The sequence below is a fragment of the Streptomyces sp. DSM 40750 genome (assembly GCF_024612035.1).
Taxonomy (GTDB): domain Bacteria; phylum Actinomycetota; class Actinomycetes; order Streptomycetales; family Streptomycetaceae; genus Streptomyces.
Genome location: NZ_CP102513.1, coordinates 8,371,558 through 8,398,080, shown reverse-complemented (window position 1 = coordinate 8,398,080; position 26,523 = coordinate 8,371,558). Strand labels below are relative to the sequence as shown.

Annotated in this window: 24 protein-coding genes and 1 pseudogene; 9 read left to right on the top strand and 16 right to left on the bottom strand. The window is 71.0% G+C overall.

What is annotated here, in order from left to right; translation table 11 throughout:
* Nucleotides 1–4 precede the first annotated feature (4 nt).
* Nucleotides 5–2,854, top strand: a complete 2,850-nt coding sequence (locus JIX55_RS37265) for a DEAD/DEAH box helicase (RefSeq protein WP_257569608.1) — start codon at nucleotides 5–7, stop codon at nucleotides 2,852–2,854.
* Nucleotides 2,851–4,095 carry an SWIM zinc finger family protein gene (locus JIX55_RS37260; protein WP_257567611.1) on the top strand — a complete coding sequence of 415 codons (1,245 nt, stop codon included), beginning with the start codon at nucleotides 2,851–2,853 and terminating at the stop codon, nucleotides 4,093–4,095. Before JIX55_RS37265 ends, JIX55_RS37260 begins: the two co-directional genes overlap by 4 nt.
* Before the next feature lie 306 nt (nucleotides 4,096–4,401).
* On the opposite strand, the gene JIX55_RS37255 is transcribed toward JIX55_RS37260, so the two are convergent.
* Both JIX55_RS37255 and JIX55_RS37250 read right to left on the bottom strand, forming a co-directional pair.
* On the bottom strand, nucleotides 4,402–5,730 hold the full coding sequence (locus JIX55_RS37255) for a class I SAM-dependent RNA methyltransferase (protein WP_257567610.1): 1,329 nt from the start codon (nucleotides 5,728–5,730) through the stop codon (nucleotides 4,402–4,404).
* Between the two features lie 111 nt (nucleotides 5,731–5,841).
* Entirely contained in the window at nucleotides 5,842–7,905 is a 2,064-nt protein-coding gene (locus JIX55_RS37250; protein WP_257567609.1) for an APC family permease, read from the bottom strand.
* A 414-nt stretch (nucleotides 7,906–8,319) separates the two neighbouring features.
* Between JIX55_RS37250 and JIX55_RS37245 the strand changes: the two genes are divergently transcribed.
* A complete protein-coding gene (locus tag JIX55_RS37245; protein ID WP_257567608.1) occupies nucleotides 8,320–8,991 on the top strand; it encodes a potassium channel family protein in 672 nt (223 codons plus the stop codon).
* Complete coding sequence (locus JIX55_RS37240; protein WP_037700769.1) at nucleotides 8,991–9,668, top strand: potassium channel family protein; 678 nt, start codon at nucleotides 8,991–8,993, stop codon at nucleotides 9,666–9,668. Before JIX55_RS37245 ends, JIX55_RS37240 begins: the two co-directional genes overlap by 1 nt.
* A 171-nt stretch (nucleotides 9,669–9,839) precedes the next feature.
* Here JIX55_RS37240 and JIX55_RS37235 read toward each other — a convergent pair whose 3' ends face one another.
* The 7 genes and pseudogenes from JIX55_RS37235 to JIX55_RS37205 form a co-directional block, all read right to left on the bottom strand.
* Nucleotides 9,840–10,598, bottom strand: a complete 759-nt coding sequence (locus tag JIX55_RS37235) for a DUF3159 domain-containing protein (protein ID WP_257567607.1) — start codon at nucleotides 10,596–10,598, stop codon at nucleotides 9,840–9,842.
* A gap of 3 nt (nucleotides 10,599–10,601) precedes the next feature.
* Complete coding sequence (locus JIX55_RS37230) at nucleotides 10,602–11,000, bottom strand: OB-fold nucleic acid binding domain-containing protein (RefSeq protein WP_257567606.1); 399 nt, start codon at nucleotides 10,998–11,000, stop codon at nucleotides 10,602–10,604.
* A 59-nt stretch (nucleotides 11,001–11,059) separates the two neighbouring features.
* Nucleotides 11,060–11,743, bottom strand: a complete 684-nt coding sequence (locus tag JIX55_RS37225) for a response regulator (RefSeq protein ID WP_257567605.1) — start codon at nucleotides 11,741–11,743, stop codon at nucleotides 11,060–11,062.
* An 86-nt stretch (nucleotides 11,744–11,829) separates the two neighbouring features.
* A pseudogene (locus tag JIX55_RS37220) lies at nucleotides 11,830–12,084 on the bottom strand (histidine kinase); the annotation flags it as partial.
* A gap of 291 nt (nucleotides 12,085–12,375) precedes the next feature.
* Entirely contained in the window at nucleotides 12,376–13,155 is a 780-nt protein-coding gene (locus tag JIX55_RS37215; RefSeq protein ID WP_257567604.1) for a DUF3710 domain-containing protein, read from the bottom strand.
* A gap of 1 nt (nucleotide 13,156) precedes the next feature.
* A complete protein-coding gene (gene dut / locus JIX55_RS37210) occupies nucleotides 13,157–13,687 on the bottom strand; it encodes a dUTP diphosphatase (RefSeq protein WP_257567603.1) in 531 nt (176 codons plus the stop codon).
* On the bottom strand, nucleotides 13,684–14,268 hold the full coding sequence (locus JIX55_RS37205) for a PaaI family thioesterase (protein ID WP_257567602.1): 585 nt from the start codon (nucleotides 14,266–14,268) through the stop codon (nucleotides 13,684–13,686). The genes dut and JIX55_RS37205 overlap by 4 nt, the downstream gene beginning before the upstream one ends.
* 113 nt (nucleotides 14,269–14,381) lie before the next feature.
* Here JIX55_RS37205 and JIX55_RS37200 point away from each other — a divergent pair, with 113 nt between their 5' ends.
* On the top strand, nucleotides 14,382–14,843 hold the full coding sequence (locus JIX55_RS37200) for a DUF3093 domain-containing protein (RefSeq protein WP_257567601.1): 462 nt from the start codon (nucleotides 14,382–14,384) through the stop codon (nucleotides 14,841–14,843).
* A gap of 190 nt (nucleotides 14,844–15,033) precedes the next feature.
* Here the strand turns inward: JIX55_RS37200 and JIX55_RS37195 are convergent, their stop codons facing one another.
* The 4 genes from JIX55_RS37195 to JIX55_RS37180 form a co-directional block, all read right to left on the bottom strand.
* Complete coding sequence (locus tag JIX55_RS37195) at nucleotides 15,034–15,990, bottom strand: hypothetical protein (protein ID WP_257567600.1); 957 nt, start codon at nucleotides 15,988–15,990, stop codon at nucleotides 15,034–15,036.
* A gap of 13 nt (nucleotides 15,991–16,003) precedes the next feature.
* A complete protein-coding gene (locus tag JIX55_RS37190) occupies nucleotides 16,004–16,300 on the bottom strand; it encodes a DUF4193 domain-containing protein (protein ID WP_005481602.1) in 297 nt (98 codons plus the stop codon).
* Between the two features lie 403 nt (nucleotides 16,301–16,703).
* Nucleotides 16,704–17,963 carry a sensor histidine kinase gene (locus JIX55_RS37185; RefSeq protein ID WP_257567599.1) on the bottom strand — a complete coding sequence of 420 codons (1,260 nt, stop codon included), beginning with the start codon at nucleotides 17,961–17,963 and terminating at the stop codon, nucleotides 16,704–16,706.
* Between the two features lie 6 nt (nucleotides 17,964–17,969).
* Nucleotides 17,970–18,623, bottom strand: a complete 654-nt coding sequence (locus JIX55_RS37180; RefSeq protein WP_045561067.1) for a response regulator transcription factor — start codon at nucleotides 18,621–18,623, stop codon at nucleotides 17,970–17,972.
* A gap of 416 nt (nucleotides 18,624–19,039) precedes the next feature.
* On the opposite strand from JIX55_RS37180, the gene JIX55_RS37175 reads away from it, so the two are divergent.
* Entirely contained in the window at nucleotides 19,040–19,213 is a 174-nt protein-coding gene (locus tag JIX55_RS37175) for a hypothetical protein (protein WP_192829560.1), read from the top strand.
* Between the two features lie 86 nt (nucleotides 19,214–19,299).
* Here the strand turns inward: JIX55_RS37175 and JIX55_RS37170 are convergent, their stop codons facing one another.
* Together JIX55_RS37170 and JIX55_RS37165 are read right to left on the bottom strand one after the other, a co-directional pair.
* The gene (locus JIX55_RS37170) at nucleotides 19,300–20,118 is read right to left on the bottom strand and encodes an inositol monophosphatase family protein (protein WP_257567598.1); all 819 of its coding nucleotides are present in this window, start codon (nucleotides 20,116–20,118) and stop codon (nucleotides 19,300–19,302) included.
* Nucleotides 20,119–20,126: 8 nt separating this feature from the next.
* Entirely contained in the window at nucleotides 20,127–21,254 is a 1,128-nt protein-coding gene (locus JIX55_RS37165) for a ferrochelatase (protein ID WP_257567597.1), read from the bottom strand.
* A gap of 150 nt (nucleotides 21,255–21,404) precedes the next feature.
* Between JIX55_RS37165 and JIX55_RS37160 the strand changes: the two genes are divergently transcribed.
* The 3 genes from JIX55_RS37160 (at nucleotide 21,405) to sepH (ending at nucleotide 25,361) form a co-directional block, all read left to right on the top strand.
* The gene (locus JIX55_RS37160; protein ID WP_257567596.1) at nucleotides 21,405–22,646 is read left to right on the top strand and encodes an MFS transporter; all 1,242 of its coding nucleotides are present in this window, start codon (nucleotides 21,405–21,407) and stop codon (nucleotides 22,644–22,646) included.
* Nucleotides 22,606–23,934 (top strand): D-arabinono-1,4-lactone oxidase, encoded by a 1,329-nt coding sequence (locus JIX55_RS37155; RefSeq protein WP_257567595.1) that lies wholly within the window; start codon nucleotides 22,606–22,608, stop codon nucleotides 23,932–23,934. Before JIX55_RS37160 ends, JIX55_RS37155 begins: the two co-directional genes overlap by 41 nt.
* A gap of 401 nt (nucleotides 23,935–24,335) precedes the next feature.
* On the top strand, nucleotides 24,336–25,361 hold the full coding sequence (sepH, locus tag JIX55_RS37150) for a septation protein SepH (protein ID WP_257567594.1): 1,026 nt from the start codon (nucleotides 24,336–24,338) through the stop codon (nucleotides 25,359–25,361).
* 136 nt (nucleotides 25,362–25,497) lie between these two features.
* Here sepH and JIX55_RS37145 read toward each other — a convergent pair whose 3' ends face one another.
* Nucleotides 25,498–26,325, bottom strand: a complete 828-nt coding sequence (locus JIX55_RS37145) for a sulfurtransferase (RefSeq protein ID WP_257567593.1) — start codon at nucleotides 26,323–26,325, stop codon at nucleotides 25,498–25,500.
* Between the last annotated feature and the right edge of the window lie 198 nt (nucleotides 26,326–26,523).

Sequence of the window (26,523 nt, the reverse complement as noted above, 5' to 3'; positions counted from 1 at the left end):
CAGCATGCCGTTGCCGCCATTGGCCGCACCCGAATCGGCTGCCTGGGCGCGGAATCTGCTCAACGACGGCTGGGCGGCGGTGTTCCTCCCCGGCGAGCCTGCCCGCCTCGGCCGGCTGCTGCTCTGGCAGCCCGCCGGGGCAGCCGCCGCCGCGAGCATGGCACCCGCGGGCCTCGAGACCGAGGCGGCGGAGCTCGTGCTGCCGCACGGCCGCTCGGTGAGACGGCGCAAGGTGGAGGGCTACGCGCTGCACGCCGCCCTCGCTGTCGCCGCGCTGTCCGGGGCGCAGCCGCCGCACCCGTCCGCCGCAGCCTGGCAGGTCGCCGCCCGCTTCGCGCTCCGGCTGCTCGCCGACGGCCGGCTCCACCCGGCCCTCACCACCGCCGGCCACGACACCTGGCAGGCGGGCCCCTTCACCGCCGCCCAGCGGCAGACGTTGGCCGCCCTGGCCGCCGCGTTCCCGCCCCATGGCCACTGCCTGCCGGAACCGGGTCCGGCCCCGCTGCGGATCATCGAACCGGCCGCGCTGGTACGCCGGTTCTGCGACGCGGTCGCCGACGACCTGGTCCGCACCCCCGCCGCTCCGCTCGCCATGGGAGCACTGCCGTACGCCTGGCGCGGGACACGTGCCGTGCCCGTCCTGCAGGAGTGGGCCGAGGAGACCGCCGCCGCGTTCACCGCCGACGTCAGGGTCTCGCTGCGGGTCGACGTACCCGAGGGACGCCGCCGGCAGTTCCGGGCCGTCCTCCAACTGCACACCGCTGCGGATCCGGCGCTCGTCGTCGAGGCCGCACAGCTGTGGAGCGAGCCGGCCGAGACCGAGCGCCTGCTCGGCCCGCGCGCCGAGACCGAGACGCTGCTCGCACTGCGCCGCGGCGCCCGCGTCTGGCCACCGCTCGACCGGCTGCTGAAGGACGCCGCTCCGGACCAGCTGCGGCTGACCGACGACGAGGCGTTCGACCTGCTGGGCGACGCCACCGACACGCTGCGCGCCGCCGGTATCGACGTGCACTGGCCGCGCGAGCTCGTCAAGGCACTCACCGCGACCGCGGAGATCGGCCAACGCACCGCGCCCGGCTCCAGTGCGGGCGGCACGTTCGACGCGGACACCCTCCTCGACTTCCGCTGGCAGCTCTCGCTCGGCGACGACCCGCTCACCGAGGCCGAGATGGACGCCCTCGCCGAGACGCGCCGCCCCCTCGTCCGGCTGCGCGACCAGTGGGTGGTCGCCGACCCGAAGCTGGTGGCCCGCGCCAGGCGGCGCCGGATGGAACCGCTCACTCCCATGGAGGCGCTGGGCGCCGCGCTGACCGGCGAGTTGGAGCGGGACGGGGAGACCTTTCCCTGCGCGGCGGTGGGAGCACTCGGCGACCTCGTCGCCCGTATCCGCGACCCCGAATCCCGCACCCCGGCCCCGCAGCCCACCGCACTGAAGGCCACGCTGCGCGACTACCAGAAACGGGGCGTCGCCTGGCTGTCCGAGATGTGCGAACTCGGTCTCGGCGGCTGTCTCGCCGACGACATGGGCCTGGGCAAGACCATCACCCTGCTCGCTCTGCACCTGCACCGCCAGACCGACCCCGCCACCGCGGGCCCCACGCTCGTCGTCTGCCCCGCATCACTGCTCGGCAACTGGCAGCGCGAGGCAGCCAGGTTCGCACCGTCCACCCCCGTGCGCCGCTACCACGGCGGCGACCGCCACCTGATGGACCTCGCCGACGACGAGATCGTCCTCGTCACCTACGGCGTCCTGCGCCGCGACCGGGAGACCCTCGCCGAGAACACCTGGTCGCTGATCGCCGCCGACGAGGCCCAGCACGTCAAGAACCCCTACGCCGTCACCGCCCGCGAGCTGCGCGCCCTGCCCGCCCGCGCCCGCGTCGCTCTCACCGGCACCCCCGTGGAGAACAACCTCTCCGAACTGTGGGCGCTCCTCGACTGGACCACCCCCGGACTCCTCGGACCGCTCACCGCCTTCCGCGACCGCCACGCCCGCGCGATCGAGTCGGGCGAGGACCCGCGGGCCGCCGAACGGCTGTCCCGTCTCGTCCGCCCGTTCCTGCTGCGCCGCAGGAAGTCCGACCCGGGCATCGCGCCCGAACTGCCCGCCAAGACCGAGACCGACCGTGTCGTGCCGCTGACCGCCGAGCAGGCAAGTCTGTACGAGGCGGTGGTCCGCGAGACCATGGCGAAGATCAACGAAGCCGAGGGCATCGCCCGCCGCGGCCTGATCCTGAAGCTCCTCACCGCGCTGAAGCAGATCTGCAACCACCCCGCCCAGTTTTTGAAAGAGCACAGCCTGCGCCAGTCCACACCACTGCACGGCCGCTCCGGCAAACTGGCGCTTCTCGACGAACTGGTCGACACCATCACCGCCGAAGGCGAGTCGGTGCTGGTCTTCACCCAGTACAAGCAGATGGCGACCCTGCTGGAGAAGCACCTCGCAGAACGAGGCGTCCCCACCCTCTTCCTGCACGGCGGCACGCCCGTCACCACGCGCGAGGAGATGGTGGACCGCTTCCAGCGCGGCGAGGTGCCGGTGTTCCTGCTCTCTCTGAAGGCCGCGGGCACCGGCCTCAACCTCACCCGCGCCACCCACGTCGTGCACTACGACCGCTGGTGGAACCCGGCGGTCGAGGACCAGGCCACCGACCGCGCCTACCGCATCGGCCAGGACAAGCCCGTACAGGTCCACAAACTCCTCGCCGAGGGAACCGTGGAGGACAAGGTGGCGAAGCTCCTCGAAGCCAAGCGCTCGCTCGCCGACGCCGTCGTCGGCTCCGGTGAGGCCGCTCTGACCGAACTCTCCGACGCCGACCTCGCCGAACTCGTGGCCCTGGGGAGGCAGTCATGAGCCCCCCGGTCCCCGGCCCGCGCCGCGCACCCACCCGCGGCAGGCGTGCCTTCGCCGCGACCTGGTGGGGCCAGGCATGGGTGACGGCCCTGGAGGACTCCACCCTGGACTCGGGGCGCCTGTCCCGCGGACGCACCTACGCCCGCCAGGGCATGGTCGGCCCCGTCACCATCGCCCCCGGCCAGGTCAAAGCCGCCGTACAGGGAAGCAGGCCCCGCCCCTACCGCTCCGCCGTCCACCTGCCCGTCCTCACCGACGCCCAGTGGGACACCCTCCTCGACACCATCGCGGCCCGGGCCGGGCATCTCGCGGCGCTCCTCGACGGCGAGATGCCCGCCGAACTCGTGGACGACGCCCGCCACGTCGGCGTCCCCCTGCTCCCGCAGCCCACCGAACTCGACCCCGAATGCTCCTGCCCCGACTGGGGTTACCCCTGCAAACACGCCGCCGCGCTCTGCTACGCCATCGCCGCCACCATCGACACCGACCCCTTCGTGGTGTTCGCCCTGCGCGGCCGCGGACGGGAGGAGGTCCTCGCCCAGCTGCGCACCCGCCGCACGGCCGCCCAGGCGACCGCCACCCCACCGGCCCCAGCCGGCCTCCCCGCCGTCGGCGCCTACGCAGCCTGGGCCGCCCTGGCCGAACACACTCCGCCCCTGCCCGAACTCCCCGAACCGGCCCCCCACACCGCCGCACTGCCCGCCGCCCCGCCACCCGGCACCGGTCTGTCCACCGCGGACCTCGAACGCCTCATGGCGGACACCGCCGCACGCGCCGCCCGGCTGCTCACGGGCGACACCACCAGCCTGCACCTGTCCCAACACGAGGACGCGGCGCGGATCGCCGCGAGCGACTGCGGACCCGAGTGGTTCCACCACCTCATCCAGAACACCGGTGCCAAACCGACCGCGTTCGCCCGCCTCACCCGCGCCTGGCGGTATGGCGGCCCGACCGGCATCACCGTCGCCGAACAGCCCCGCACCCCCGACCCGACGGCGATGACAGCCGCCCGCACCGCCCTGACCGAGGCCCTCACCGACATGACCACCACCCCGGGCGCCCTCAAGGCCTGGCGCAACCGCCTCACCCTCACCGACCACGGCATCCAGCTGCGCCTGGGCCCCGACACCCGCTGGTACCCCTACCTCCAGGATGAAGACGGCGACTGGTGGCCGGCAGCCCCGGCCGCCCCCGACCCGGTCACGGCGCTCACCTCCGTCTGGCAGCAGACCGAGCGGTGACACGTACGGCAGAGCCGTGAACCCGCCGGCTCAGACGACGTCCGCGCGGCGTGCACCAGGCTCGCCGAGCGGCACACCCACCCACGACGATGCGGTGATCGTGGACGGCGACTTGGCGTCCCGTCGCTTCATCGCCGCCTACCGCAAGGGCGACCGCCTGACAGGCGCCCTGTCGGTCGGCATGCCACCGAAGGCGATCCCGTGCCTGGCGCTCCGCCATCGCCACCCGACAGGAACGGTCGTCAGCGTCGGGATATCGCCCGCAACGCCCACACCGCACATCATGTGCACGGGCGAAGCCGCAGGTCAGGCGGCCTTCGCGGTCGGCTCCAGAATCGCCACGCACTCCACATGATGCGTCATCGGAAACAGATCGAACGCCCGCAGCATCCGCACCCGGTACCCGCCCTCCCGGAAGTACCCCAGATCCCGGGCCAGCGCGGCCGGGTCGCAGGCCACGTACGCGATGCGACGTGCTCCCAAAGACGACAGGTGCTGGACGGTCTTCCGGCCCGCGCCGGCGCGCGGCGGGTCGAGGACGATCAGGTCGACCTCGGTGATGCCGGTGCGCGGAAGCACCGCGTCGACCTTGCCCTGTTCGATGCGGACGCGCTCGAAGTCGGCGAGGTTGTGCCGGGCGTCCTCGACCGCACGCTTGCCGGACTCGATGCCGAGGACGGCACCCTTGTCGCCGACGCGGTCGGCCAGAGCGCCCGCGAACAGTCCCACCCCGCAGTACAGGTCCAGCGCCATGTCGCCCTTGCGCGGGAGCAGGCCCTGCATGACCGCCTTGACGAGGGTGTCCGCGGCCTTCGGGTGGACCTGCCAGAAACCGCCGCTGCCCACGCGGTACGTGCGGTCGTCCGCGCGCTCACGGACGAAGGGGCGCCCGTGGACGCGGTGCACGCCCCCGTCCTTCTCCTCGACCCGCATCACCGACACCGGCTTGTCCAGCTCCACGATCGGCAGGCGCGCACCCGGCCGAGGCTCGAGGATCACCTGACGGTCCTGCGACCCTGTCGCCGCGATCGCGTCGATCGACGCCATGCCGGTCCAGTCGCGCTTCTCGATGCCCAGCTCGCTCACCCCGGGCGCCGCGATCATGCAGTGGTCGATCGGCTCCACCTCGTGCGAGCGGTGCTTGCGCAGCCCGGCCCGGCCCGAGTCGTCCACCGCGTACTGCACCCGCGTACGCCACGCCGGTACCTCGCCCGGCGGCACCTTGTCGCCCTCGGCCGGCATCACCGTGCCGTCCCAGCCCGCCTCCTCGGGCGTGAGGCCCGCGAGACGCTGCAGTTGCTCGGCGATGACCTCGCCCTTGAAACGGCGCTGCGCGCCCGGCTTGGCGTGCTGCCAGTCGCAGCCGCCGCAGCGGCCGGGCCCGGCGTAGGGGCAAGGGGCCTCGACGCGGTCCTTGGAGGCCGACAGGACCGAGACCGCGTCCGCCCGCAGGAAGCGCGCCCCCTCCTCGCCGTCCGTCACCCGCGCCACGACGCGCTCGCCGGGCAGCGCGTGCCGTACGAAGAGGACCTGGCCCTCGGACGTACGCGCGATGCAGTGGCCGCCGTGGGCGACGGGGCCGACCTCGACCTCGTACTCCTCTCCCACCAGCGATTTCTTCGGTTCTGCCTGCATGGTGGGGTGACTCCAGAAGAGAGGAAAGCGAAACGGCCGGACAACAGCCCACCAGTCTACGTGGGTGCCGTCCGGCCGTTTACCACGAGCGGCGACATGCGCCTCCCGCGCTCAGCCCTTGCTGTTCGAGGACTCCTTCGAGGATTCCTTCGACCGCTCGTTCGCCGGACCACGCCGTACCGAACCCGGTGCGTTCCACTCCTGGCGCTTGCGCTCCCGTCGCTTGGCGACCTCGGAGGACTCCAGCTGGTAGGGCACGGAGGTCACCATGACGCCCGGTGTGAAGAGCAGCCGGCCCTTGAGCCGGAGTGCGCTCTGGTTGTGCAGCAGTTGCTCGTACCAGTGGCCGACCACGTACTCGGGGATGATGACCGACACCGCGTCGCGCGGGGACTCCTTGCGCAGGCTCTTGACGTACTCGATGACCGGCCGGGTGACCTCGCGGTACGGCGAGTCGAGGACCTTCAGCGGTACGTCGATGCCGCGCCGGGTCCACTCCTCCTGGAGGGCCTTGGTCTCGGCCGCGTCGACGTTGACACTGAGCGCCTCCAGGGTGTGGGAGCGCATCAGCTTGGCGTAGGCGAGGGCACGCAGGGTGGGGCGGTGGATCTTGGAGATCAGCACCACGGAGTGGACCCTGGACGGCCGTACGACGTCGTCGCTCGGGCCGTCCGGCGCGGCGATCTCCGCGGCGACCCGGTCGTAGTGCCTGCGGATGGCCGTCATCGTCGCGTAGAAGATCACCATGCCGAGCAGGGCGACCCAGGCGCCGTGCGTGAACTTGGTGACGAGGACGACGATCAGCACCAGCCCGGTGAAGAAGGCGCCAAAGGTGTTGATCGCGCGGGAGCGGATCATGTGGCGCCGCTTGGCCGGGTCCTTCTCGGTGCGCAGATGGCGGTTCCAGTGCCGGACCATGCCCGTCTGGCTGAGCGTGAAGGAGACGAACACACCGACGATGTACAGCTGGATCAGGCGCGTGGAGTCGGCGCCGTAGATCCACACCAGGAGTCCGGCGGCGCCCGCGAGGAGCACGATGCCGTTGGAGAAGGCGAGGCGGTCGCCGCGGGTGTGCAGCTGGCGCGGGAGGTAGCGGTCCTGGGCGAGGATCGAGCCGAGCAGCGGGAAGCCGTTGTACGCGGTGTTGGCGGCGAGGAACAGCACGAGTGCGGTGGCGGCGGCCAGCAGGATGAAGAAGAACGTGCCGTCGCCGAAGACGGCGGCCGCGACCTGCGAGATCACCGGGTTCTGGATGTAGGAGTCGCCGACCGGGGAGCCGTCGCGCAGCAGGTCGACCGCCGGGTTCTCGGCCATTCGTACGTCGGTGGCCATGGCGAGGCCGATGATGCCGCAGAACATGGTGACGGCGAGCAGGCCCATCGCGGTGAGCGTGGAGGCCGCGTTCTTCGACTTGGGCTTGCGGAAGGCGGGCACGCCGTTGGAGATGGCCTCGACTCCGGTGAGCGCGGCACAACCGGAGGAGAAGGCGCGCAGCATCAGGAAGACCAGCGCGAAGCCGGCGAGGCCCTGGTGCTCGGCCTTGATCTCCAGTCCGGCGGTGGGCGCCCGCATCGTCTCGTCGAGGACCAGGCTGCGGAACGCGCCCCAGGCGATCATCGCGAAGACGCCGACGACGAAGACGTACGTCGGGATCGCGAAGAGCTTCCCGGACTCCTTCACCCCGCGCAGGTTCATCAGCGTCAGCAGCACGATGATGCCGACCGCGCACAGCACCTTGTTCTCGACGAAGAAGGGGATGGCCGAGCCGAGGTTCTCCACACCGGAGGAGATGGACACGGCGACGGTGAGGACGTAGTCGACGAGGAGCGCGCTGGCGACGGTGAGACCTGCTCTGGGGCCGAGGTTGGTGTTCGCCACCTCGTAGTCGCCGCCGCCGCTCGGGTACGCGTGCACGTTCTGCCGGTACGACGCCACCACGGTGAACATCAGCACGACGACCGCGACAGCGATCCAGGGGCTGAAGTGGTAGGCCGACACGCCCGCGATGGAGAGGACGAGCAGCACCTCGCCGGGTGCGTACGCCACGGACGAGAGCGGGTCGGAGGCGAAGACGGGGAGGGCGATGCGCTTCGGCAGGAGCGTCTCGCCCAGCCGGTCGCTGCGCAGAGCGCGCCCGATCAGGATCCGTTTGGGCACGTCGGTCAGTTTGGACACGGAGAGGATCGTAAGCGCCCCGACTGGTTCTGGGCACATCCGGGTGAAATCCCGGCGGGCCCCGGGGTGAAATCCTTCCGCCCGTGACTGCGAAGTGCGTCACGTCACGCATCCTCGGCTCTCATGGACAGCGTCCTCACGTCTATATGACGAATCCCGAACACCCCACCCTCTCTGGAGGCCACATGCAGGCCGCGACCGCGGAACTGATCGGCGCGCTCGCCTCCCTCGTCGGACTCGGCGTCCTGACGATGATCAGCGTCCGCCGGATCAGCCGACGACGTCCCACGATGTGACCGGAGACTGCACGGGGGTGCCCCCGGTGGACCGCGCGTGTGTAGCTTGGGCGACGGTCTGAGACCCTGTTTTTGACGTTTCGGCTGAACAGTAGCTATTGACACCGGAAGGACGGTCGTGCACATCGTCATCATGGGCTGCGGGCGAGTGGGTTCCACCCTCGCCCAGACCCTGGAGCAACAGGGGCACACGGTCGCCGTGATCGATCAGGACCCCACGGCCTTCCGTCGTCTGGGCTCGGGATTCGGCGGCCGTCGCGTCACCGGCATCGGCTTCGACCGCGACACGCTGCGCGAGGCGGGCATCGAGGAGGCGGGCGCGTTCGCGGCGGTCTCCAGCGGCGACAACTCGAACATCATCGCCGCCCGCGTCGCCCGCGAGATGTTCGGCATCGAGAACGTGGCGGCACGGATCTACGATCCCCGCCGCGCCGAGGTCTACCAGCGTCTGGGCATTCCGACGGTCGCCACGGTCCGCTGGACCGCCGACCAGATGCTCCGCCGGCTGCTGCCCGCCGGGTCGGAGCCCCTGTGGCGCGATCCCACCGGCGGCGTCCAGCTCGCCGAGGTGCACGCCTCGCCGGCCTGGGTGGGCCACAAGATCAGCAAGATGCAGGAGGAGACCGGCGTCCGCGTCGCCTTCCTCACGCGCCTGGGCGAGGCGATGCTGCCCTCCTCGCAGACGGTGCTGCAGGAGGGCGACCTCGTGCACGTGATGATGCGTACCGACGACGTCGAGAAGGTCGAGGCGTTCTTCGCCGAGGGCCCCGACGAGGAGGGCGGTCACTGATGAGGGTCGCCATTGCCGGAGCCGGCGCGGTCGGCCGCTCGATCGCGGGCGAACTGCTGGAGAACGGCCACGAGGTCCTTCTCGTCGACAAGGCGCCGACCGCCATCTCGGTCGAGCGCGTCCCCCAGGCGGAGTGGCTGCTGGCCGACGCCTGCGAGATCACGTCCCTGGACGAGGCGGCGCTCCAGCGCTGCAACGTCGTCATCGCCGCGACCGGCGACGACAAGGTCAACCTGGTCGTCTCCCTGCTGGCGAAGACGGAGTACGGCGTCCCGCGCGTCGTCGCCCGCGTCAACAACCCCAAGAACGAGTGGCTGTTCAACGAGTCCTGGGGCGTGGACGTGGCCGTGTCGACCCCCCGGCTGATGTCGGCCCTGGTCGAGGAGGCCGTCAGCGTCGGCGACCTGGTCCGGCTCCTCCGGTTCAGCCACGGCGACGCGAACCTGGTCGAGCTGACCCTGCCGCCCGAGTCGGCCCTGGCCGGCACCCAGGTGGGCGAGGTCGAGTGGCCGGAGGACACCTCCCTGGTGACGATCATCCGCGGCACCCGGGTCCTCACCCCGACCCCGGACGACTCCCTGGAGGCGGGCGACGAGCTCCTCTTCGTGGCCGCCCAGGCCCGCGAGGAACAGTTGGAGGACCTGCTGTCGGTCCGCCGCGAGGACGCGACGAGCTAGAGCGCTCCGATACGAGTAGGGGCGCCCGGTAATCTCCGGGCGCCCCAAGTCTTCGTCACCTTTCAGCCCGGTCCAGGCACCACCGGCGGCGTTTGAGGACGAGGCCGCTCAGGCCGAAAGCGGGGGTCTGGGTGCGCGGCCCCCAGCGAGGCCCGCACCAACGCCGGGTGCCTAGTCGGCCGACCGCGCCGCGGCCTTCCGCTCCTCCGCCGCGCGCTCCTCCGCCTCCATCTCCGCGAACACGTCGATCGGAGCCGGCGCCTTCGCGAGGAAGACCCAGGTCAGCCACACCGCGAGCAGGAACGGCGGGATCTTCAGGGCGATGAGCACCCAGCCCAGCTGTGTGGTGTCGGCCCACCAGTACAGCGGGAAGAGGATCGCGCACTTGCCGAGCAGAATCGCGCCCCAGGCGTAACTCGCCTTCGCGTACGCCTTCTTGCGGCCCGGGTTCCGGGTCCGCCAGGACAGGTTCTCCTTGAAGACCGGGCCGAGCATCAGGCCGATCAGCGGCACGCCGGCCAGCGTCGTGACGATGTACGCGAGTCCGAGGCCCAGCGTGTAGAGCATGCCCGGCAGATAGAAGTCCTTGGCGTTGCCGGTCATCATCGCGAAGACCACACCGAAGGCGACCCCGAAGACACCGCTGAAGGCGTGCTTGACGGTGTCCTTCATGACGAGGCGCACCACGACCAGCAGGACCGACACACCGAGGGCCGCGAGGGCCGAGGTGTGCAGATCCTTGTTGATCGTGAAGATGGAGACGAAGAGAAGGCCCGGGAGCACGGTCTCGACCATGCCGCGCACGCCGCCGAACGCCTCGAACAACGCGGCCTCGGTCACCGCCCTGGAGTCGTGCGAGCCGTCCTGTCCGCCCTGGGCGTCCTGGACGCCGCGCTGGGCGTCTTCCGTCGGCTTGTCGAGCGACGTCACCGGCTACTCCCGTCCGAGCGGTCTGAGTTCGTATTTCGGATTGAACAGCACTCTACGGCCCCGGCTCATCGAGACCCGGCCGGAGGCGATCAGCTTGCGCCCCGGCTCTATCCCGACGATGGAGCGCCTGCCGAGCCACACGACGTCCAGGGCGGCCGAGCCGTCGAACAGCTCGGCCTCCAAGGCCGGGACACCGGCCCTGGGGCGCAGCGTGACCGTGCGCAAGGTACCAGTAACCGTCACTATCTGTCGGTCGTGGCAGTCACAGATGCGCGTACAGCCCGCGGTGTCCGCGTCCTCGCGCAGCTCCTCCGACTCCAGGTCCTCCTGTGACGAGGAGAGCCGGTCGAGCATGCGCCTGAACCGGCCCGCCGGCTTCTCGGAACGAGGAACAGCACTCATGACAAAAAGCGTACCGGGGCCCGCCGACAGTCCCGCACCCCCCGTACGTCGGCCCGCGCTCACTTCTCGAAGCGGTACCCCATCCCCGCCTCGGTGATGAAGTGCCTCGGCCGCGACGGGTCGCCCTCCAGCTTGCGCCGCAGCTGCGCCATGTAGACCCGGAGGTAGTTGGTCTCCGTCCCGTACGACGGCCCCCAGACCTCCTGGAGCAGCTGCTTCTGGCTGACCAGGCGCCCGGTGTTGCGCACGAGGACCTCCAGGAGGTGCCACTCGGTGGGGGTCAGCCGGACGTCCCTGCCGTCCCGGTTCACCTTCTTCGCGGCCAGGTCCACGGTGAAGTCGTCGGTCTCCACGATCACGTCGCCCTCCTCGCCCCCGACGGGTTCGGCGCGGCGGACGGCGGCGCGCAGCCGGGCGAGCAGCTCGTCCATGCCGAAGGGCTTGGTGACGTAGTCGTCGGCGCCCGCGTCGAGGGCCTCGACCTTCTCGTCGGAGGAGTGCCGGGCCGACAGGACGAGGATCGGGACCCGGGTCCAGCCGCGCAGTCCCCTGATCACCTCGACGCCGTCCATGTCGGGCAGCCCCAGGTCGAGGACGACGACGTCGGGGTGGCGGGCGGCGGCGAGTTCGAGGGCGGTCGCGCCGTCGTGGGCCGCGTCGACCTCGTATGTGCGGGCCTTCAGGTTGATGACGAGCGCGCGGACGATCTGCGGCTCGTCGTCGACCACGAGCACCCGGGTCATGTGGTTCGCCTTTCTGCCGATGTGGCCGTGCCCACCGGTGTGGCCGTGCCGACCGGTGTGGCTGTGCCTGTTGACGTGGCCGTGGCGGGCCCTGAGCAGGTCGGTCCGTCGCTGCGGGCGATGCACACGGCCACGACCTCGCCGCCCGCGCCCTTCTCCGCGAGCCGCGCGGCCCGGCGGATCAGGGTCCGCCCCTCGGGGCCACCGGTCAGGCCGACGACGCTCCGCTCCCGCGAGCCCCAGATCCGCGACACCTGGTGCTCCCTGCGGTACGCGTTGAGGTACTCGTCGACCCGGTCGGCCACGCACAGCAGCGCCGGCTCGCGCTGCGCGGTCAGGTTCTCGTACGTCTTGCCGACGCCCGGTGCCGCACCGAGGTAGATCCGAAGCTTCCCGCGTCCCATGGCCCCATTGTCTTCCCGTGACCGCGCCGCCCACCCAGCGTCGACCTTACGGCCGACAATCACGGCAACGGGGGCGTGAGCCGGGCCGGAGGCGCTCTTTGACGCAACCCTGACGCGGCCCTTGGCACACCGCTGACAAGCCGCTGACACCGCGAACACGACAATGGGCCGCACCCCGCCAGGGGTGCGGCCCATGCACGCGTACGGGAGGTACGCGGGCGAAGACTACTAACGGACCTCGGTGATCTCCGGTCCGCGCTGCAGCTGTCCCATGCCGCCGGAGAAGCGGGAACCGGCCTGCTCCTCCTGCTGGACGCCCTCGGGGACCATCTGGGCGTCGTTCGGCAGCTTCAGGACGATCGGGTCGCGCGGAGCCATGGGGCCCTCGCCGCGGACGACGACCGTGTCCCGGAAGATCTGCTCCAGCAGCCCGGCGGTCTGCGGCTCCACCGCGCCCCGGCCGGAGATCACACCGCGCAGGAACCAGCGCGGCCCGTCCACACCGACGAACCGGACGACCTGGAAGCCGCCCGTGCCGTCCGGCAGCTGCACCGGCACCTGGGCGCGGAGCTCCCAGCCCAGCGGACCCTGGACCTCGTCGATGACACCGCCCTGCTGGGTGATGCCACTGGCGATCTCCTCGCGGACCTCGCCCCAGATGCCCTCGCGCTTGGGGGCGGCGAAGGCCTGCAGCTGGACCGCGCTGTCGCGCAGCACGACGGTCGCCGCGACGATCGCGTCGCCCGCGACCTCGACCCGAAGCTCCATGCCGTCGACTCCGGGCACGAAGATGCCGCCGAGGTCCACCCGGCCCTCGCCGGGCTCACGCACCTCGGTGCTGTCCCACGGCCCGTCGGGCCGAGGCTCGGGTTCGAGCCGTACACGCTCCCGCTCGCCCTCGTCCGCCTCGGTGTCGACGTCCCCAGCGACGCCGTCGACCTGCTCGGCCTCGCTCGCCGCGTCCGCCGCGTCCTCAGCGGAACCCTTCTTCTTGCGACGTCCGAACACGTCACTGTCCTTCCCGGTCGGATACGACCGAAGCGTATCGATTCCCACCCGTTGCCACCCATGGTCCGCCCACGGCGGCATGACCGCCGGTGGACCCGAAGCCCCCCTCGGCCCGCGCCGAGTCGGGAAGCTCCGCCACCTCCTGGAAGCGCACCTTCTCGACCTGCTGGACGACCAGTTGGGCAATCCGGTCGAAGCGCTCGAACCGCACGGCTTGATGCGGGTCGAGATTCACCACGATCACCTTGATCTCCCCACGGTACCCGGCATCAACCGTCCCCGGGGCATTCACCAGGGCGACGCCGCAGCGGGCGGCGAGCCCGGATCGCGGGTGCACGAAGGCCGCGTACCCCTCCGGGAGCGCGATGGACACTCCCGTGGGCAGTACGGCCCGTTCGCCCGGCCTCAGCTCCCGGCTCTCCGTGGTGCGCAGATCGGCGCCCGCGTCACCGGGCTGCGCGTAGTCCGGCAGCGGAACATCGGGGTCTACGCGCCGGATCAGCACGTCGAGAGGGGTACGGCCGCCGCTCACGGGTTCACCTCGAAGGCCCGCGCCCGCCGGACCTGGTCCGGGTCGTTCATGGCTGCCTGGATCTCCGCCTCGCGGCCGTGGTCGACGAAGTGGTCGACCTTGACCTCGACGAAGAGCGCATCGGCTCGGACGGCCAGCGGGCCGTCGGGGCCGCCGATGCGTCCCTGGGCGGTCGCGTAGATCTTCCGCCCGGCCACCGCCGTCACCTCGGCCCTCAGATGCAGCACGGTCCCGACGGGCACGGGCAGCACGAAGTCGGTCTCCAGCCGTCCGGTCACCGCGATGGTCCGCAGCAGCCAGTTGAGGGAGCCGAGGGTCTCGTCGAGGGCACTGGCCAGGATCCCGCCGTGCGCCAGCCCGGGCGCCCCCTGGTGCGCGGGTTTCACCGTGAACTCGGCGGTGAGGGACACCCCCTCGCCGGCCCGGGCCTCGAGGTGCAGCCCGTGGGGCTGTTCCCCGCCGCAGCCGAAACACCGCCCGTAGTGCGCGCCGAGCAACTCACCCGGGGCGGGTGCCTCGGGATGCCGTACGGGCGCCGTGGCGTCCGCCGGGGGCTGCAGGGCCGCGGAAGTACCTCTCACAGCCGCAGACCTTACCCGTCCGTCAGCGTCCGGCCATCGTCCCTATGGGCAGGGTTTCCCCTCGGGCGCCCCTACGTCCGGGGGCGGACGGGCAGCGTGCCAAGCTTGACGCCATGCAGCTCTCCGCCTCGCCGTACGAAGAACGCCTCACCGCTCCCCGCTCCTGGTGGCTCGTCTGCTTCCTGGCCGGCGTCTCGATGGCCCTCATCCTGCTTCCGTTCGGCACGCTCCCCCTGCTGGGCGGGCTCGCCGGCGGCACCGCGGCCGCGGCGGTCGTCACCAGTTCCTACGGCTCGGTCCGCATCCGCGTCGTCGGCGGCTCCCTGATCGCGGGCGAGGCGAAGATCCCGGTGACCGCCCTCGGCGAGCCCGAGATCCTGGACCCGGAGGAAGCCCGCGCCTGGCGCACGTACAAGGCCAACCCCCACGCCTTCATGCTCCTGCGCGCCTACGTCCCCACCGCCCTCCGCGTCCCGATCACCGACCCGGCCGACCCGACACCGTACGTGTATGTGTCGACGAGGGAGCCGGAGCGTCTGGTGGCGGCGCTGGAAGCGGCGAAGACGGCGGCGTAACGCGGCTCGTCAGTCGGCGACGGAACTGCTCGCCGCTCGACGACGGCGTGGTTTTCCCGCCCGGTTCTTACCGTCGACGGCCGTCAATATCCCTTCCCCCCAACGGCGATCATCCACGACGGCGCATTTCCGGCGGTGCCGAACTCGGGCGCGCCTGATCGACGAACCAGGAGCGCCCGGCAACCTCCGGTCAGCCTCCGCCGAGTTCCTTCGGCAGGTCCCCCACCCGCAGTGGGTCGACCGGTTTCTCCAGCGGCGGCAGTTCCGGCAACGCCTCCCACGGCACCTGAATCCGCCGTAGATCCTTACGGATCCGCTCCGCGAGGTGCTTGGTGTCCCGGCGGTTCATCACCGCCCCGACCGCGGCCCCGACCAGGAACGGCATCAGGTTCGGCAGATTCCGCACCATGCGCTTCATGATCTGCTGCCGCAGCTGCCGTTTCATCTGTCCGCCGAGCGCCGAGTTGATCGTCGACGGCTTGGTCACGTCGATGCCGCGCTCACCGGACCAGGAGTCCAGATAGGCGGTGCTGCGCTGCCGCAGATTCCCGGGCGGCCGCACTCCGTACACCTCGTGCAGCTCGGCGATGAGCTTCAGCTCGACCGCGGCGACCCCGGTGATCTCGGCGGCCAGCTCCGCGGGCATGGCCGGCGGCGCCGGCAGCATCGCGGCGGCCCCGACGCCCGCGCCCACCGTGGAGGTCGCGTTCGCGGCCCCCGCGACGAGCTTGTCGGCGAGCTGCTCGGGTCCCAGGCCCGGGAACTGGGCGCGCAGGGTGGTGAGGTCGCGTACGGGGATCCGTGGCGCGATCTCGATGACGCGGTCGGTGATGTACGCGAGGCCCGCTCTGGCGCCCTCACCGCTTTTGCGGGCCCCGACCTTGAGGCCCTGTTTGATTCCGTCCCGGACGACGGCCGTGCGTCGTCTGGCGACCGGCGCCGGAGTGTCCACCGGTACGGGCAGGCGTCCCTGCTCATCCGTGGCGCCCCCCGACGCCGTGCCGGACGCACGCTCGAGCGAGGCCGCTCCCTGATCGGAGGAGCCCCGCTCGTCGTCACGCACGCCGTCGACGTCAGGACCGAGGTACGGCCCTTGGTCCGCCCCCTTGCGGGAGCGGCGCTTCCAAGGTGGGGTCGAGCCAGTCACGGCCGACCCTGCCTCAGTCGCAGTCGCGGCAGATCGGCTGACCGTTCTTCTCGCGGGCCAGCTGGCTGCGGTGGTGCACCAGGAAGCAGCTCATGCAGGTGAACTCGTCCTGCTGCTTGGGCAGCACCCGGACGGCCAGCTCCTCGTTCGAGAGGTCGGCCCCGGGCAGTTCCAGGCCTTCGGCGGCCTCGAACTCGTCGACGTCCACGGCGGAGGTCGACTTGTCGTTCCGGCGAGCCTTGAGTTCTTCCAAGCTGTCCGAGTCGACGTCGTCGTCGGTCTTGCGTGGGGTGTCGTAATCCGTTGCCATGTCGCTCTCCCCCTCTGGGTGTCTGCGGTGTCTCCAGCGCACGTAACGCGTGAGAGGCCGGACTTGTGCCCGACCTGAGGCGGAGATTTTGCCTCACATCAAGGTCTGTTACTCAATCGACACCCAACCGAACTCCTCAAGAGTGATCGGCTTGGATGGCGAACGGGACCGTACACGGTCCTAAGGCGGTATTCAAAGGCGCTTCAGCATGTACTTCCCGTGATCTCAACCCCCGAAAACCCGGATTTTCCCGGCTTTCCGACAGCCACATGATCACGCACAGTAGATGGCTGGAAATTCGCCCATGTGATCGATCACACATTGGTCGCGCGCGACCGTTTCGATCAGGCGTCCGGAAAATTCCGCGCAAAGCGAACACGTCCCGGAACCGGAGGTCATTTTCTCAGATGGGAAGGGTCACCCGCATCACGAGCCCGCCTCCCTCACGTGGCTGGGCGGCGATATGGCCGCCGTGCGCGCGGGCCACGGACCGGACGATCGACAGGCCGAGGCCCACGCCCTTGTCGCTGCCCGTGCGCTCCGTACGCAGCCGCCGGAACGGCTCGAAAAGGTTGTCGATCTCGTACGCCGGGACCACGGGACCGGTGTTCGTGACCACGAGAACCGCCTGTCCGTGCTGCAGCTCCGTCGTGACTTCTACCCAGCCTCCCACGCCCTGCACGTTGTACCGGACGGCGTTCTGGACGAGGTTCAGTGCGATCCGCTCCAGCAGCACGCCGTTGCCCTGGACGACCGCGGGGGCCCGCTCGCCGCGGATCTCCACCTTCTTGGCGTCCGCCTCGGAGCGCACCTGGTCGATGGCCTGGGAGGCGACCTCGGCGAGATCCACGGGCTTGCGCTCGACGATCTGGTTGTCGCTGCGGGCGAGCAGCAGCAGACCCTCGACAAGCTGCTCGCTGCGCTCGTTGGTGGCCAGCAGCGTCTTGCCGAGCTGCTGCAGTTCGGCCGGCGCGTTCGGATCGGAAAGATGCACCTCCAGGAGTGTGCGGTTGATCGCGAGCGGAGTTCTCAGCTCGTGCGAGGCGTTGCCGACGAACCGCTGCTGGGCCGTGAAGGCCCGCTGCAGCCGCTCCAGCATGTCGTCGAAGGTGTCCGCCAGCTCCTTCAGCTCGTCGTCCGGGCCGTCCAGCTCGATACGGCGGGAGAGGTCCGAGCCGGCCACCGCGCGCGCGGTGCGGGTGATCCGGCCGAGCGGCGCGAGCACGCGGCCCGCCATCGCGTAGCCGAAGGCGAACGCGATCACGGCGAGCCCGAGCAGCGCCAGCAGGGAGCGGCTGAGCAGGGTGTCCAGGGCGGCCTGGCGCTGCTGGTCGATACAGGCCGCGATCGCCGCGTTGAAGTCGGTGAGCGGGATGTTGAGGGCCGAGTCGGCGTCGACAGCGGGGCACTTCTCGCTGGAGACACTGATGTTGTCGCCACCGACGATCTTGAACAGTGGCTGGTTGCCCGTGGTGATCGCCTGGGCGGCCAGCAGATAGATGATCGACAGCAGCAGGATCCCGGCGATCAGGAACATGCCGCCGTACAGCAGCGTGAGCCGTATCCGGATGGTCGGGCGCAGCCACGGGAGCGGATTCTGCGGCCTCCTGGGGTCCCAGGTGGGCTTCGGGGGCGCCAGCGGCGGCGCGGGGGTCGTCGCCACGGCCGATCAGATCCGGTAGCCGGAGCCGGGCACGGTGACGATGACCGGTGGTTCGCCGAGCTTGCGGCGCAGCGTCATGACCGTCACGCGCACCACGTTGGTGAACGGGTCGGTGTTCTCGTCCCAGGCCTTCTCCAGAAGCTGCTCCGCCGAGACGACGGCGCCCTCGCTGCGCATCAGCACCTCCAGGACCGCGAACTCCTTGGGCGCGAGCTGGACCTCCTTGCCGTCGCGGAAGACCTCGCGGCGGTTGGGGTCGAGCTTGATGCCGGCGCGCTCCAGGACGGGCGGCAGGGGCATGCTCGTACGCCGGCCGAGGGCCCGTACGCGCGCGATGAGCTCGCTGAACGCGAACGGCTTGGGCAGATAGTCGTCGGCGCCGATCTCCAGGCCCTCGACGCGGTCGCTGACGTCGCCGGACGCGGTGAGCATCAGCACGCGCGTGGGCAGGCCGAGCTCGACGAGCTTGCGGCAGACGTCGTCGCCGTGGACGAGGGGGAGGTCCCGGTCGAGGACGACCACGTCGTAGTCGTTGACGCCGATGCGTTCCAGGGCGGCCGCACCGTCGTACACGACGTCGACGGCCATGGCCTCCCGGCGCAGTCCGGTGGCCACCGCATCGGCGAGCAGTTGCTCGTCCTCGACGACGAGTACGCGCACGTCGCTTGTCCTTCCTGTGTCCACCCGCGTAGCGCGTCGGAAGCGCACACGGGCAGGGTGTTCGTGGGTGTGTGACCTCCATCCTGCCTTTTTCGGCCGTAAGTCGGCTGTAAGGCGACCCGGGGCCCGGCCGAGTGCGGGACCTCGGCCGGGAATACGGGATTTTTTCCTCCGGTTGAGGTTTCCGTCAGAGAGACCGGGGGGAGGACGGCTTTACACCCCGCGATCACGCTCTGCTTGTGCCGCACCACCATGCGGTACGCGGCGATCCGCTTCTCCGCAGAGCGGGCGTGGGTGTCCGGCACCGTCGCCGCCCGGCCAGGGCAGCGCTGGGCATCCACAAGAGACGTGATCGCCCCTTCCGAACGGCACACCCCCGTGCCAACGACCCACGACCCAGGACGAGGGGGCGCAGCATGGACGCATTCACCGCAGGACTTCTGCAGCGCATAAGGGCGACCGAGTCCGACCTGACCAGGGCTCGCGACGAGGGCGACGACTTCCTCGTCGAGGTGGAACAGGGCGAACTCGACGACCTGCGCCGCCTCGCCGCCGATCACGGTGTGGAGGTCGGCGCGTACAGCGTCTGATCGACAGCTCGACGCACGACAGCGGGACCCCCGGCGGATCCAGGCCGGGGGTCCCGCTTCGTTTTCGGCCGCCTTCGGCGGGCCCGTCAGTCGTGCCAGGCGCCCAGGTCCTCCAGGCGGGCCTGGAGGACCTCGAAGAGGCCGGGTGGGGCCGCGATGGTCAGGTCGGGTGAGAGGGGCTCTGAGGGGCGGCCACCGGTCAGGGCGCCCGCTTCCCGGGCGATGAGGTCGCCCGCCGCGTAGTCCCACGCGTTCAGACCGCGCTCGTAGTACGCGTCCAGGCGGCCCACGGCCACGTCGCACAGGTCGATCGCGGCCGAGCCGCCGCGCCGGATGTCCCGGACGTGGGGGATCAGCTGGCGCAGCACATCGGCCTGCCTGGCCCGGCGCTCGGCGAGGTAGCCGAAGCCGGTGCCGACGAGGGCCAGCTCCGGGGCGGGCGCGGGCCGCACGCGCGCGGAGCGGTCGTTCAGGTACGCGCCCTCGCCGAGGACGGCCCGGAAGGTCTCGCCGCGCACCGGGGCGTGGACCACGCCGACGACGGTCTCGCCGTCCACCCGGACCGCGATGGAGACGGCCCAACTCGGCAGTCCGTACAGGTAGTTGACAGTGCCGTCGAGGGGGTCGATCACCCACTGGACGCCGCTGGTGCCGTCGACGCTGGCGCCCTCCTCACCGAGCACGCCGTCGTGCGGCCTGCGCTCGGCCAGCAGGCCGGTGATCAGCTTCTCGGAGGCGATGTCCATCTCGGTGACGACATCGACCGCGCTGGACTTGGTGGCGGCCACGCCGAGGTCGTCGGGCCGACCGTCGCGCAGGAAGGCTCCCGCGCGCTGGGCGGCGTCCAGGGCGATCTCCAGCAGTTCGGCCTTCAGGCCGTCCGGACGTTCGGGCTGGTCGGTCACGGTGCTCCTCACACGTACGGGCTGTCGGCGCCGGCGGCGGCGGGCTGCGGGGCACGGGCCGGGCAGCAGCCGACCGGGCAAAGGTTGTGGCCGGCACCGAGCGCGCCGAGGGCGCAGGGGGTCGCGTCCTGACCCCGCTCGGTCGCGGCGCGCTCCAGGACCAGGTCGCGGATCGCGGCGGCGAACCGCGGGTCGGCGCCCACGGTGGCCGAGCGGCGGACCGGCAGGCCCAGCTCCTCGCCCTTGGCCATGGCCTCGGTGTCGAGGTCGTACAGGACCTCCATGTGGTCCGAGACGAACCCGATGGGCGCCATCACGACGGCCGGGACCCCGGAGCCGTGCAGCTCCTCCAGGTGGTCGCAGATGTCCGGCTCCAGCCACGGGATGTGCGGGGCGCCGGAGCGGGACTGGTAGACGAGCTGCCAGGGGTGCTCGACGCCGGTCCGCTCGCGCACGGCGTCGGCGATGAGCTTCGCGACGTCCAGGTGCTCCGCGACGTACGCGCCGCCGTCCCCGTGGCCCTCGACCGGGCCGGAGGTGTCCGCGGAGGCGGTCGGGACGGAGTGCGTGCAGAAGGCGATGTGCGCGCCGGCGCGGGCGTCCTCGGGGAGGTCGGCGAGGGATTCCACGACGCCGTCGATCATGGGCTCCAGGAAGCCCGGGTGGTTGAAGTAGTGCCGGATCTTGTCGATCCCCGGCAGCTCCAGGCCCTCGGCCTCCAGGACGGCGAGCGAGTCGGCGAGGTTCTCGCGGTACTGGCGGCAGCCCGAGTAGGAGGCGTACGCGCTGGTGGCGAGGACCAGGATGCGGCGGCGGCCGTCGGCGACCATCTCGCGCAGGGTGTCGGTCAGATAGGGCGCCCAGTTGCGGTTGCCCCAGTAGACCGGCAGGTCCAGGCCGTGCTCGGCGAAGTCCTTGCGGAGGGCGTCGAGCAGGGCGCGGTTCTGGTCGTTGATGGGGCTGACCCCGCCGAACAGGAAGTAGTGCCGGCCTACTTCCTTGAGGCGTTCCTTGGGGATGCCGCGCCCCCGCGTCACGTTCTCCAGGAACGGGACCACGTCGTCCGGGCCCTCCGGGCCGCCGAACGAGAGCAGGAGCAGGGCGTCGTAGGGGGTGGCGTCGTGCGCGTGTGGCATGTCTCCGATCCTGCCACCCGGCGCCGGCAGCCGGGGTCCCGGCCCATGCCCCAGGATGACTTAGGGTTACCTCACTCGTAAGCTGTATCGACGGAATTCACGCCTTACGAGGAACGCGTTCCTCCACTGACCGGACCGACCGGAGCCCCCGTGCCCAGCCCCTACACCGCCCTGTTCGCCGCACCTGGCACCAAGGGCTTCACCGCCGCGGGTCTCCTCGGCCGGATGCCGCTGTCCATGATGGGCATCGGCGTGGTCACGATGATCTCCCAGCTCACCGGCCGGTACGGCCTGGCCGGCGCGCTCTCGGCGACCATCGCGTTGTCCGCCGCCGTGCTCGGCCCGCAGATCTCCCGCCTGGTGGACCAGTACGGGCAGCGGCGGGTGCTGCGCCCGGCGACGCTCTTCGCGCTGGCCGCGTCCGCGGGGCTGCTGTTCGCCGCGCACTACGGGTGGCCGGACTGGGTCCTGTACGTCTGCTCGGCCGGCATCGGCAGCGTGCCGAGCCTCGGGGCGATGACCCGGGCACGCTGGGCGGCCCTGTACCGGGGCACCCCGCAACTGCACACCGCGTACTCCTTCGAGTCGGTCGTCGACGAGGTCTGCTTCATCTTCGGGCCGATCATCTCCATCGGGCTGTCCACGGCATGGTTCCCGGAGGCCGGGCCGCTGCTCGCCGCCTGCTTCCTCGCGGCCGGCGTCTTCTGGCTGACCGCCCAGCGCGCCACCGAACCGGCACCGCATCCGCGCGAGCACCAGGACAAGGCCCACTCGGCGCTGCGCTCACCCGGACTGCGGGTGCTGGTGGCCACCTTCGTGGCGACCGGGGCGATCTTCGGGGCCGTCGACGTGGTCACCGTGGCCTTCGCCGAGGAGCAGGGCCACAAGGCCGCAGCGAGCGTCGTCCTGGCCGTCTACGCGGCCGGTTCCTGTGCCGCGGGCATCGTCTTCGGGCTGCTGCGCTTCACCGGTGCCGCCGAGCTTCGCTGGCTGCTGGGCGTGTGCGCCATGGCCGTGAGTATGATCCCCCTCCTACTGGTCGGAAACTTGCCGTTTCTGGCCGTGGCGCTCTTCGTCGCCGGCCTGTCCATCGCACCGACGATGATCACGACGATGGCCTTGATCGAGGAGCACGTACCACGCGCGCAACTGACCGAGGGCATGACCTGGGTGGGCACCGGCCTCGCGGTCGGGGTCGCGCTCGGCTCCTCGGTGTCCGGCTGGGTGATCGACGCGGCCGGGGCGGAGGCGGGGTACGTGGTTCCGGCGGCGTCCGGGGCCGCCGCGGTCGCGGTCGGTTTCCTCGGGTATCGCCGGCTGCGCAGGCCGGCTCCAAGGCGGGGAGGGCCCCATGAGCACCACAGTGATCGGGAAGAGCGGCACGTGGCGTAACTGGGCGGGGAACGTCACCGCCCGGCCCGTACGGGAGGTCACCCCCGTCACCGTCGAGGAACTCGCCGCGGCCGTGCGGAAGGCCGCAGAGGACGACCTCAGGGTGAAGGCCGTCGGTACGGGCCACTCCTTCACGGCGGCCGCCGCGACCGACGGCGTGTTGATCCGCCCTCAACTGTTGACGGGCATACGCAAGATTGATCGTGAGGCCATGACCGTCACGGTGGCCGCCGGCACTCCGCTCAAGCGGCTCAACATGGCTCTCGCACGCGAGGGACTGTCGCTCACGAACATGGGCGACATCATGGAGCAGACGGTCTCCGGGGCGACCAGCACCGGTACCCACGGCACCGGCCGCGACTCGGCCTCGCTCGCCACCCAGATCCGGGGACTCGAACTGGTCACCGCCGACGGCTCGGTCCTCACCTGTTCAGCGACGGGGACCGATGAAGAACGCGCCGTCTTCGCGGCCGCCCGCGTCGGTATCGGTGCCCTCGGCATCGTCACCGCGATCACCTTCGCCGTGGAGCCGCTCTTCCTGCTGACGGCACGCGAGGAACCGATGCCGTTCGAGAGGGTGCTGGCCGAGTTCGACGAACTCCACGCGGAGAACGAGCACTTCGAGTTCTACTGGTTCCCGCACACGGGCAACACCAACACCAAGCGCAACAACCGCAGCGCGGGCCCCGAGAAGCCCGTGCCGCAGCTGAACAGCTGGTTCGAGGACGAGTTCCTCTCCAACGGCGTCTTCCAGGTGGCCAACTGGGTCGGCCAGGCGGTCCCCGCCACCATCCCGACGATCGCGCAGATCTCCAGCCGGGCCCTGTCCGCGCGGACGTACACCGACATCCCCTACAAGGTCTTCACGTCTCCGCGCCGAGTGCGCTTCGTGGAGATGGAGTTCGCCGTTCCGCGCGAGGCCGTGGTGGACACGCTGCGTGAACTCAAGGCGATGGTCGACCGTTCGAACCTGCGCGTCAGCTTCCCCGTCGAGGTCCGCACCGCCCCGGCCGACGACATCACTCTCTCCACCGCCTCCGGCCGTGAGAGCGCGTACGTCGCCGTGCACATGTTCAAGGGCACGCCCTATCAGGCGTACTTCACCGCCGCCGAGCGGATCTTCACCGCGCACGAGGGGCGGCCGCACTGGGGCAAGGTGCACACGCGGGACATGGACTACTTCTCCAAGGTCTATCCCCGCTTCAGCGAGTTCACCGCCCTGCGTGACCGGCTCGACCCCGAACGGCGGTTCCAGAACGACTACTTGCGCCGGGTGCTCGGGGCCTAGCCGGTCGGGTGGTTCTGGTGATCGCGTGAAGCAGGTCCCTCCGGAGGTCACGAAAAGGTCTGTTCCGGCGGCCGATTGGCGTCTCTCATGAGAAGTTGAGCGGCGTGCCGATCCACGCAAGTGGCCCGAATGGAGTACTGTTGCGAGCCCTGGGTCCGGACCCTCGCCAGGGTGTCCGGGGCCCTTGAGGACCGCAGGGAGGGGGATCGTTGCACAGGGTGATGAGGTTCGTCACTTAGCGTTGCGAATAGGTAACCGTGCCATAACGGCGGCCTCGGGCTCACGCCCGACACGCCGGGCAACTCGGCAAGGTTGTGGCAGGCTGCACCCGGGCAGGCCACACTCGACTAGCGGAAGCAGCGACGCACGTGACGTCGGCAGGCACCACCCGGGAGGTCCCCATGCCCGAACTGCGTGTCGTGGCCGTCTCCAATGACGGCACACGGCTGGTGCTGAAGGCTGCCGATTCCACGGAGTACACGCTGCCGATCGACGAACGGCTGCGTGCCGCCGTGCGCGGCGACCGTCCCCGCCTCGGTCAGATCGAGATCGAGGTGGAGAGCCATCTCCGCCCCCGTGACATCCAGGCGCGTATACGTGCGGGTGCCACGGCCGAGGAGGTCGCGCAGCTCGCCGGCATCCCCGTCGACCGGGTACGCCGGTTCGAGGGCCCCGTACTGGCCGAGCGTGCCTTCATGGCCGAGCGGGCCCGCAAGACCCCGGTCCGCCGCCCCGGCGAGAACGCCGGACCCCAGCTCGGCGAGGCCGTCCAGGAGCGACTGCTGCTGCGCGGCGCCGAGAAGGACACCGTCCAGTGGGACTCGTGGCGCCGCGACGACGGCACCTGGGAGGTCCTGCTGGTCTACCTGGTCGCGGGCGAACCGCACTCGGCGAGCTGGACGTACGACCCGCCCCGGCGGCTCGTCCAGGCCGTCGACGACGAGGCGCGTTCGCTGATCGGCGAGTCCGACGACCTCGGGGCGCCCGAGCCGAGCTTCCCGTTCGTGCCGAGGATCGCGCGGCTGCCCCGTGACCGGCCCCTGGACCGCCAGGCGGAACGTCCCGTCCTGCCCGCTCCGCCCGACCTCGACGAGGAGATCGTCGGCGAGCGTGACTCGCTCACGAGCATCCTGGAGGCCGTTCCCAGCTACCGGGGCGACCTGGTGGTGCCCGAACTGCCCTCCGCCGAACCGCAGGAGGAGGCCGTCGAGGAAGTGGCGGAGGAGGAGTCTGCGGCCCCCGCGGCCTCGGCCGGTTCCGCCTACGCGGACGTCCTCATGCCGCGGTCGGTCAACGGCCACCGCGACCGGCTCATCGGCGCCACCGACCGCCAGGCCGAGGCCGACGGCGTCCGGCCGGGTCGTCGCGCGGCGGTGCCGAGCTGGGACGAGATCGTGTTCGGTACGCGACGCAAGAAGCAGGAGTAGCGGGACCGCAGCGATGCGGAGTAGGACTGATCGTTCAAGCAGATCCGTTTCTCTTCTGTGCAGGATCGGTTATTCATACGTCGGTGGGGCCCGCGTCGTTCAGACGCGGGCCCCACGGCATGCCGTCAGCGATGGGTCACTGCGGGTCGGGCCCGGTGACGACCGGGCGGCTGCCGTCCCGGGACCACTCCGACCACGAGCCGACGTACAGGGCGGCCGGGATGCCCGCGACGGCCAGCGCCAGCACCTGGTGGGCGCCGGAGACGCCCGAGCCGCAGTAGACGCCGACCTCGGAGCCGGCGGTCGCGCCGAGTCCCTCGAAGCGGTCGGCGAGTTCGGCGGCGGACCGGAAGCGGCCGGATTCGGCCACGTTCTCCGTGGTCGGGGCCGACACCGCGCCCGGGATGTGGCCGCCGACCGGGTCGATGGGTTCCACGTCGCCGCGATAGCGCTCGGCGGCCCGCGCGTCCAGGAGCAGCCCGGCGCGGGCCAGCGCGGCGGCGCCGTCCGCGTCGAGCAGCGGCAGCGCGCCGGGAACGGGCTCGAAGGTGCCGGGCTCGGGCTCCGGGATCTCGGCCGTCAACGGGCCCTCCCAGGCCGCCAGACCGCCGTCCAGGACCCGTACCGACGGGTGGCCCGTCCAGCCGAGCAGCCACCACGCGCGTGCGGCGGCCCAGTTGAGCCCCCCGTCGTGGACGACCACGGGGCGGTCGGCGGAGACCCCGGCCGCCCGCATCGCCGTACCGAAGGCATCGAGGTCGGGCAGCGGGTGGCGGCCGCCGGAGCCTGCCGGGCCCGCGAGTTCGGAATCCAGATCGACGAAGACGGCCCCGGGGATGTGCGCCCGCTCGTATTCGGGGCGCAGGTTCGGGCCGCCCAACTGCCAGCGGACGTCCAGGAGGACCGGTGGGCGTGCTCCCGCCAGCTCACTCGCGAGGTCGGCGGCGGAGATGATGGCGTTCATGGCCCCATCCTCGCGTACGGGGTGGCCGCGTCGTCCAGGTCCGGCTACTCTGCCCGCCGGGCGGCCCCGATCACGGGGTGTACGGGACCGGGCACATGCCGTACAACCGATGGTCACCGCACGGCAGTGACGCGGAAAGCGACCGGTACCGGCGAGCCGGGCATCCTCGCGGAGGTACGCGTCGCGCGGAGGTACGCG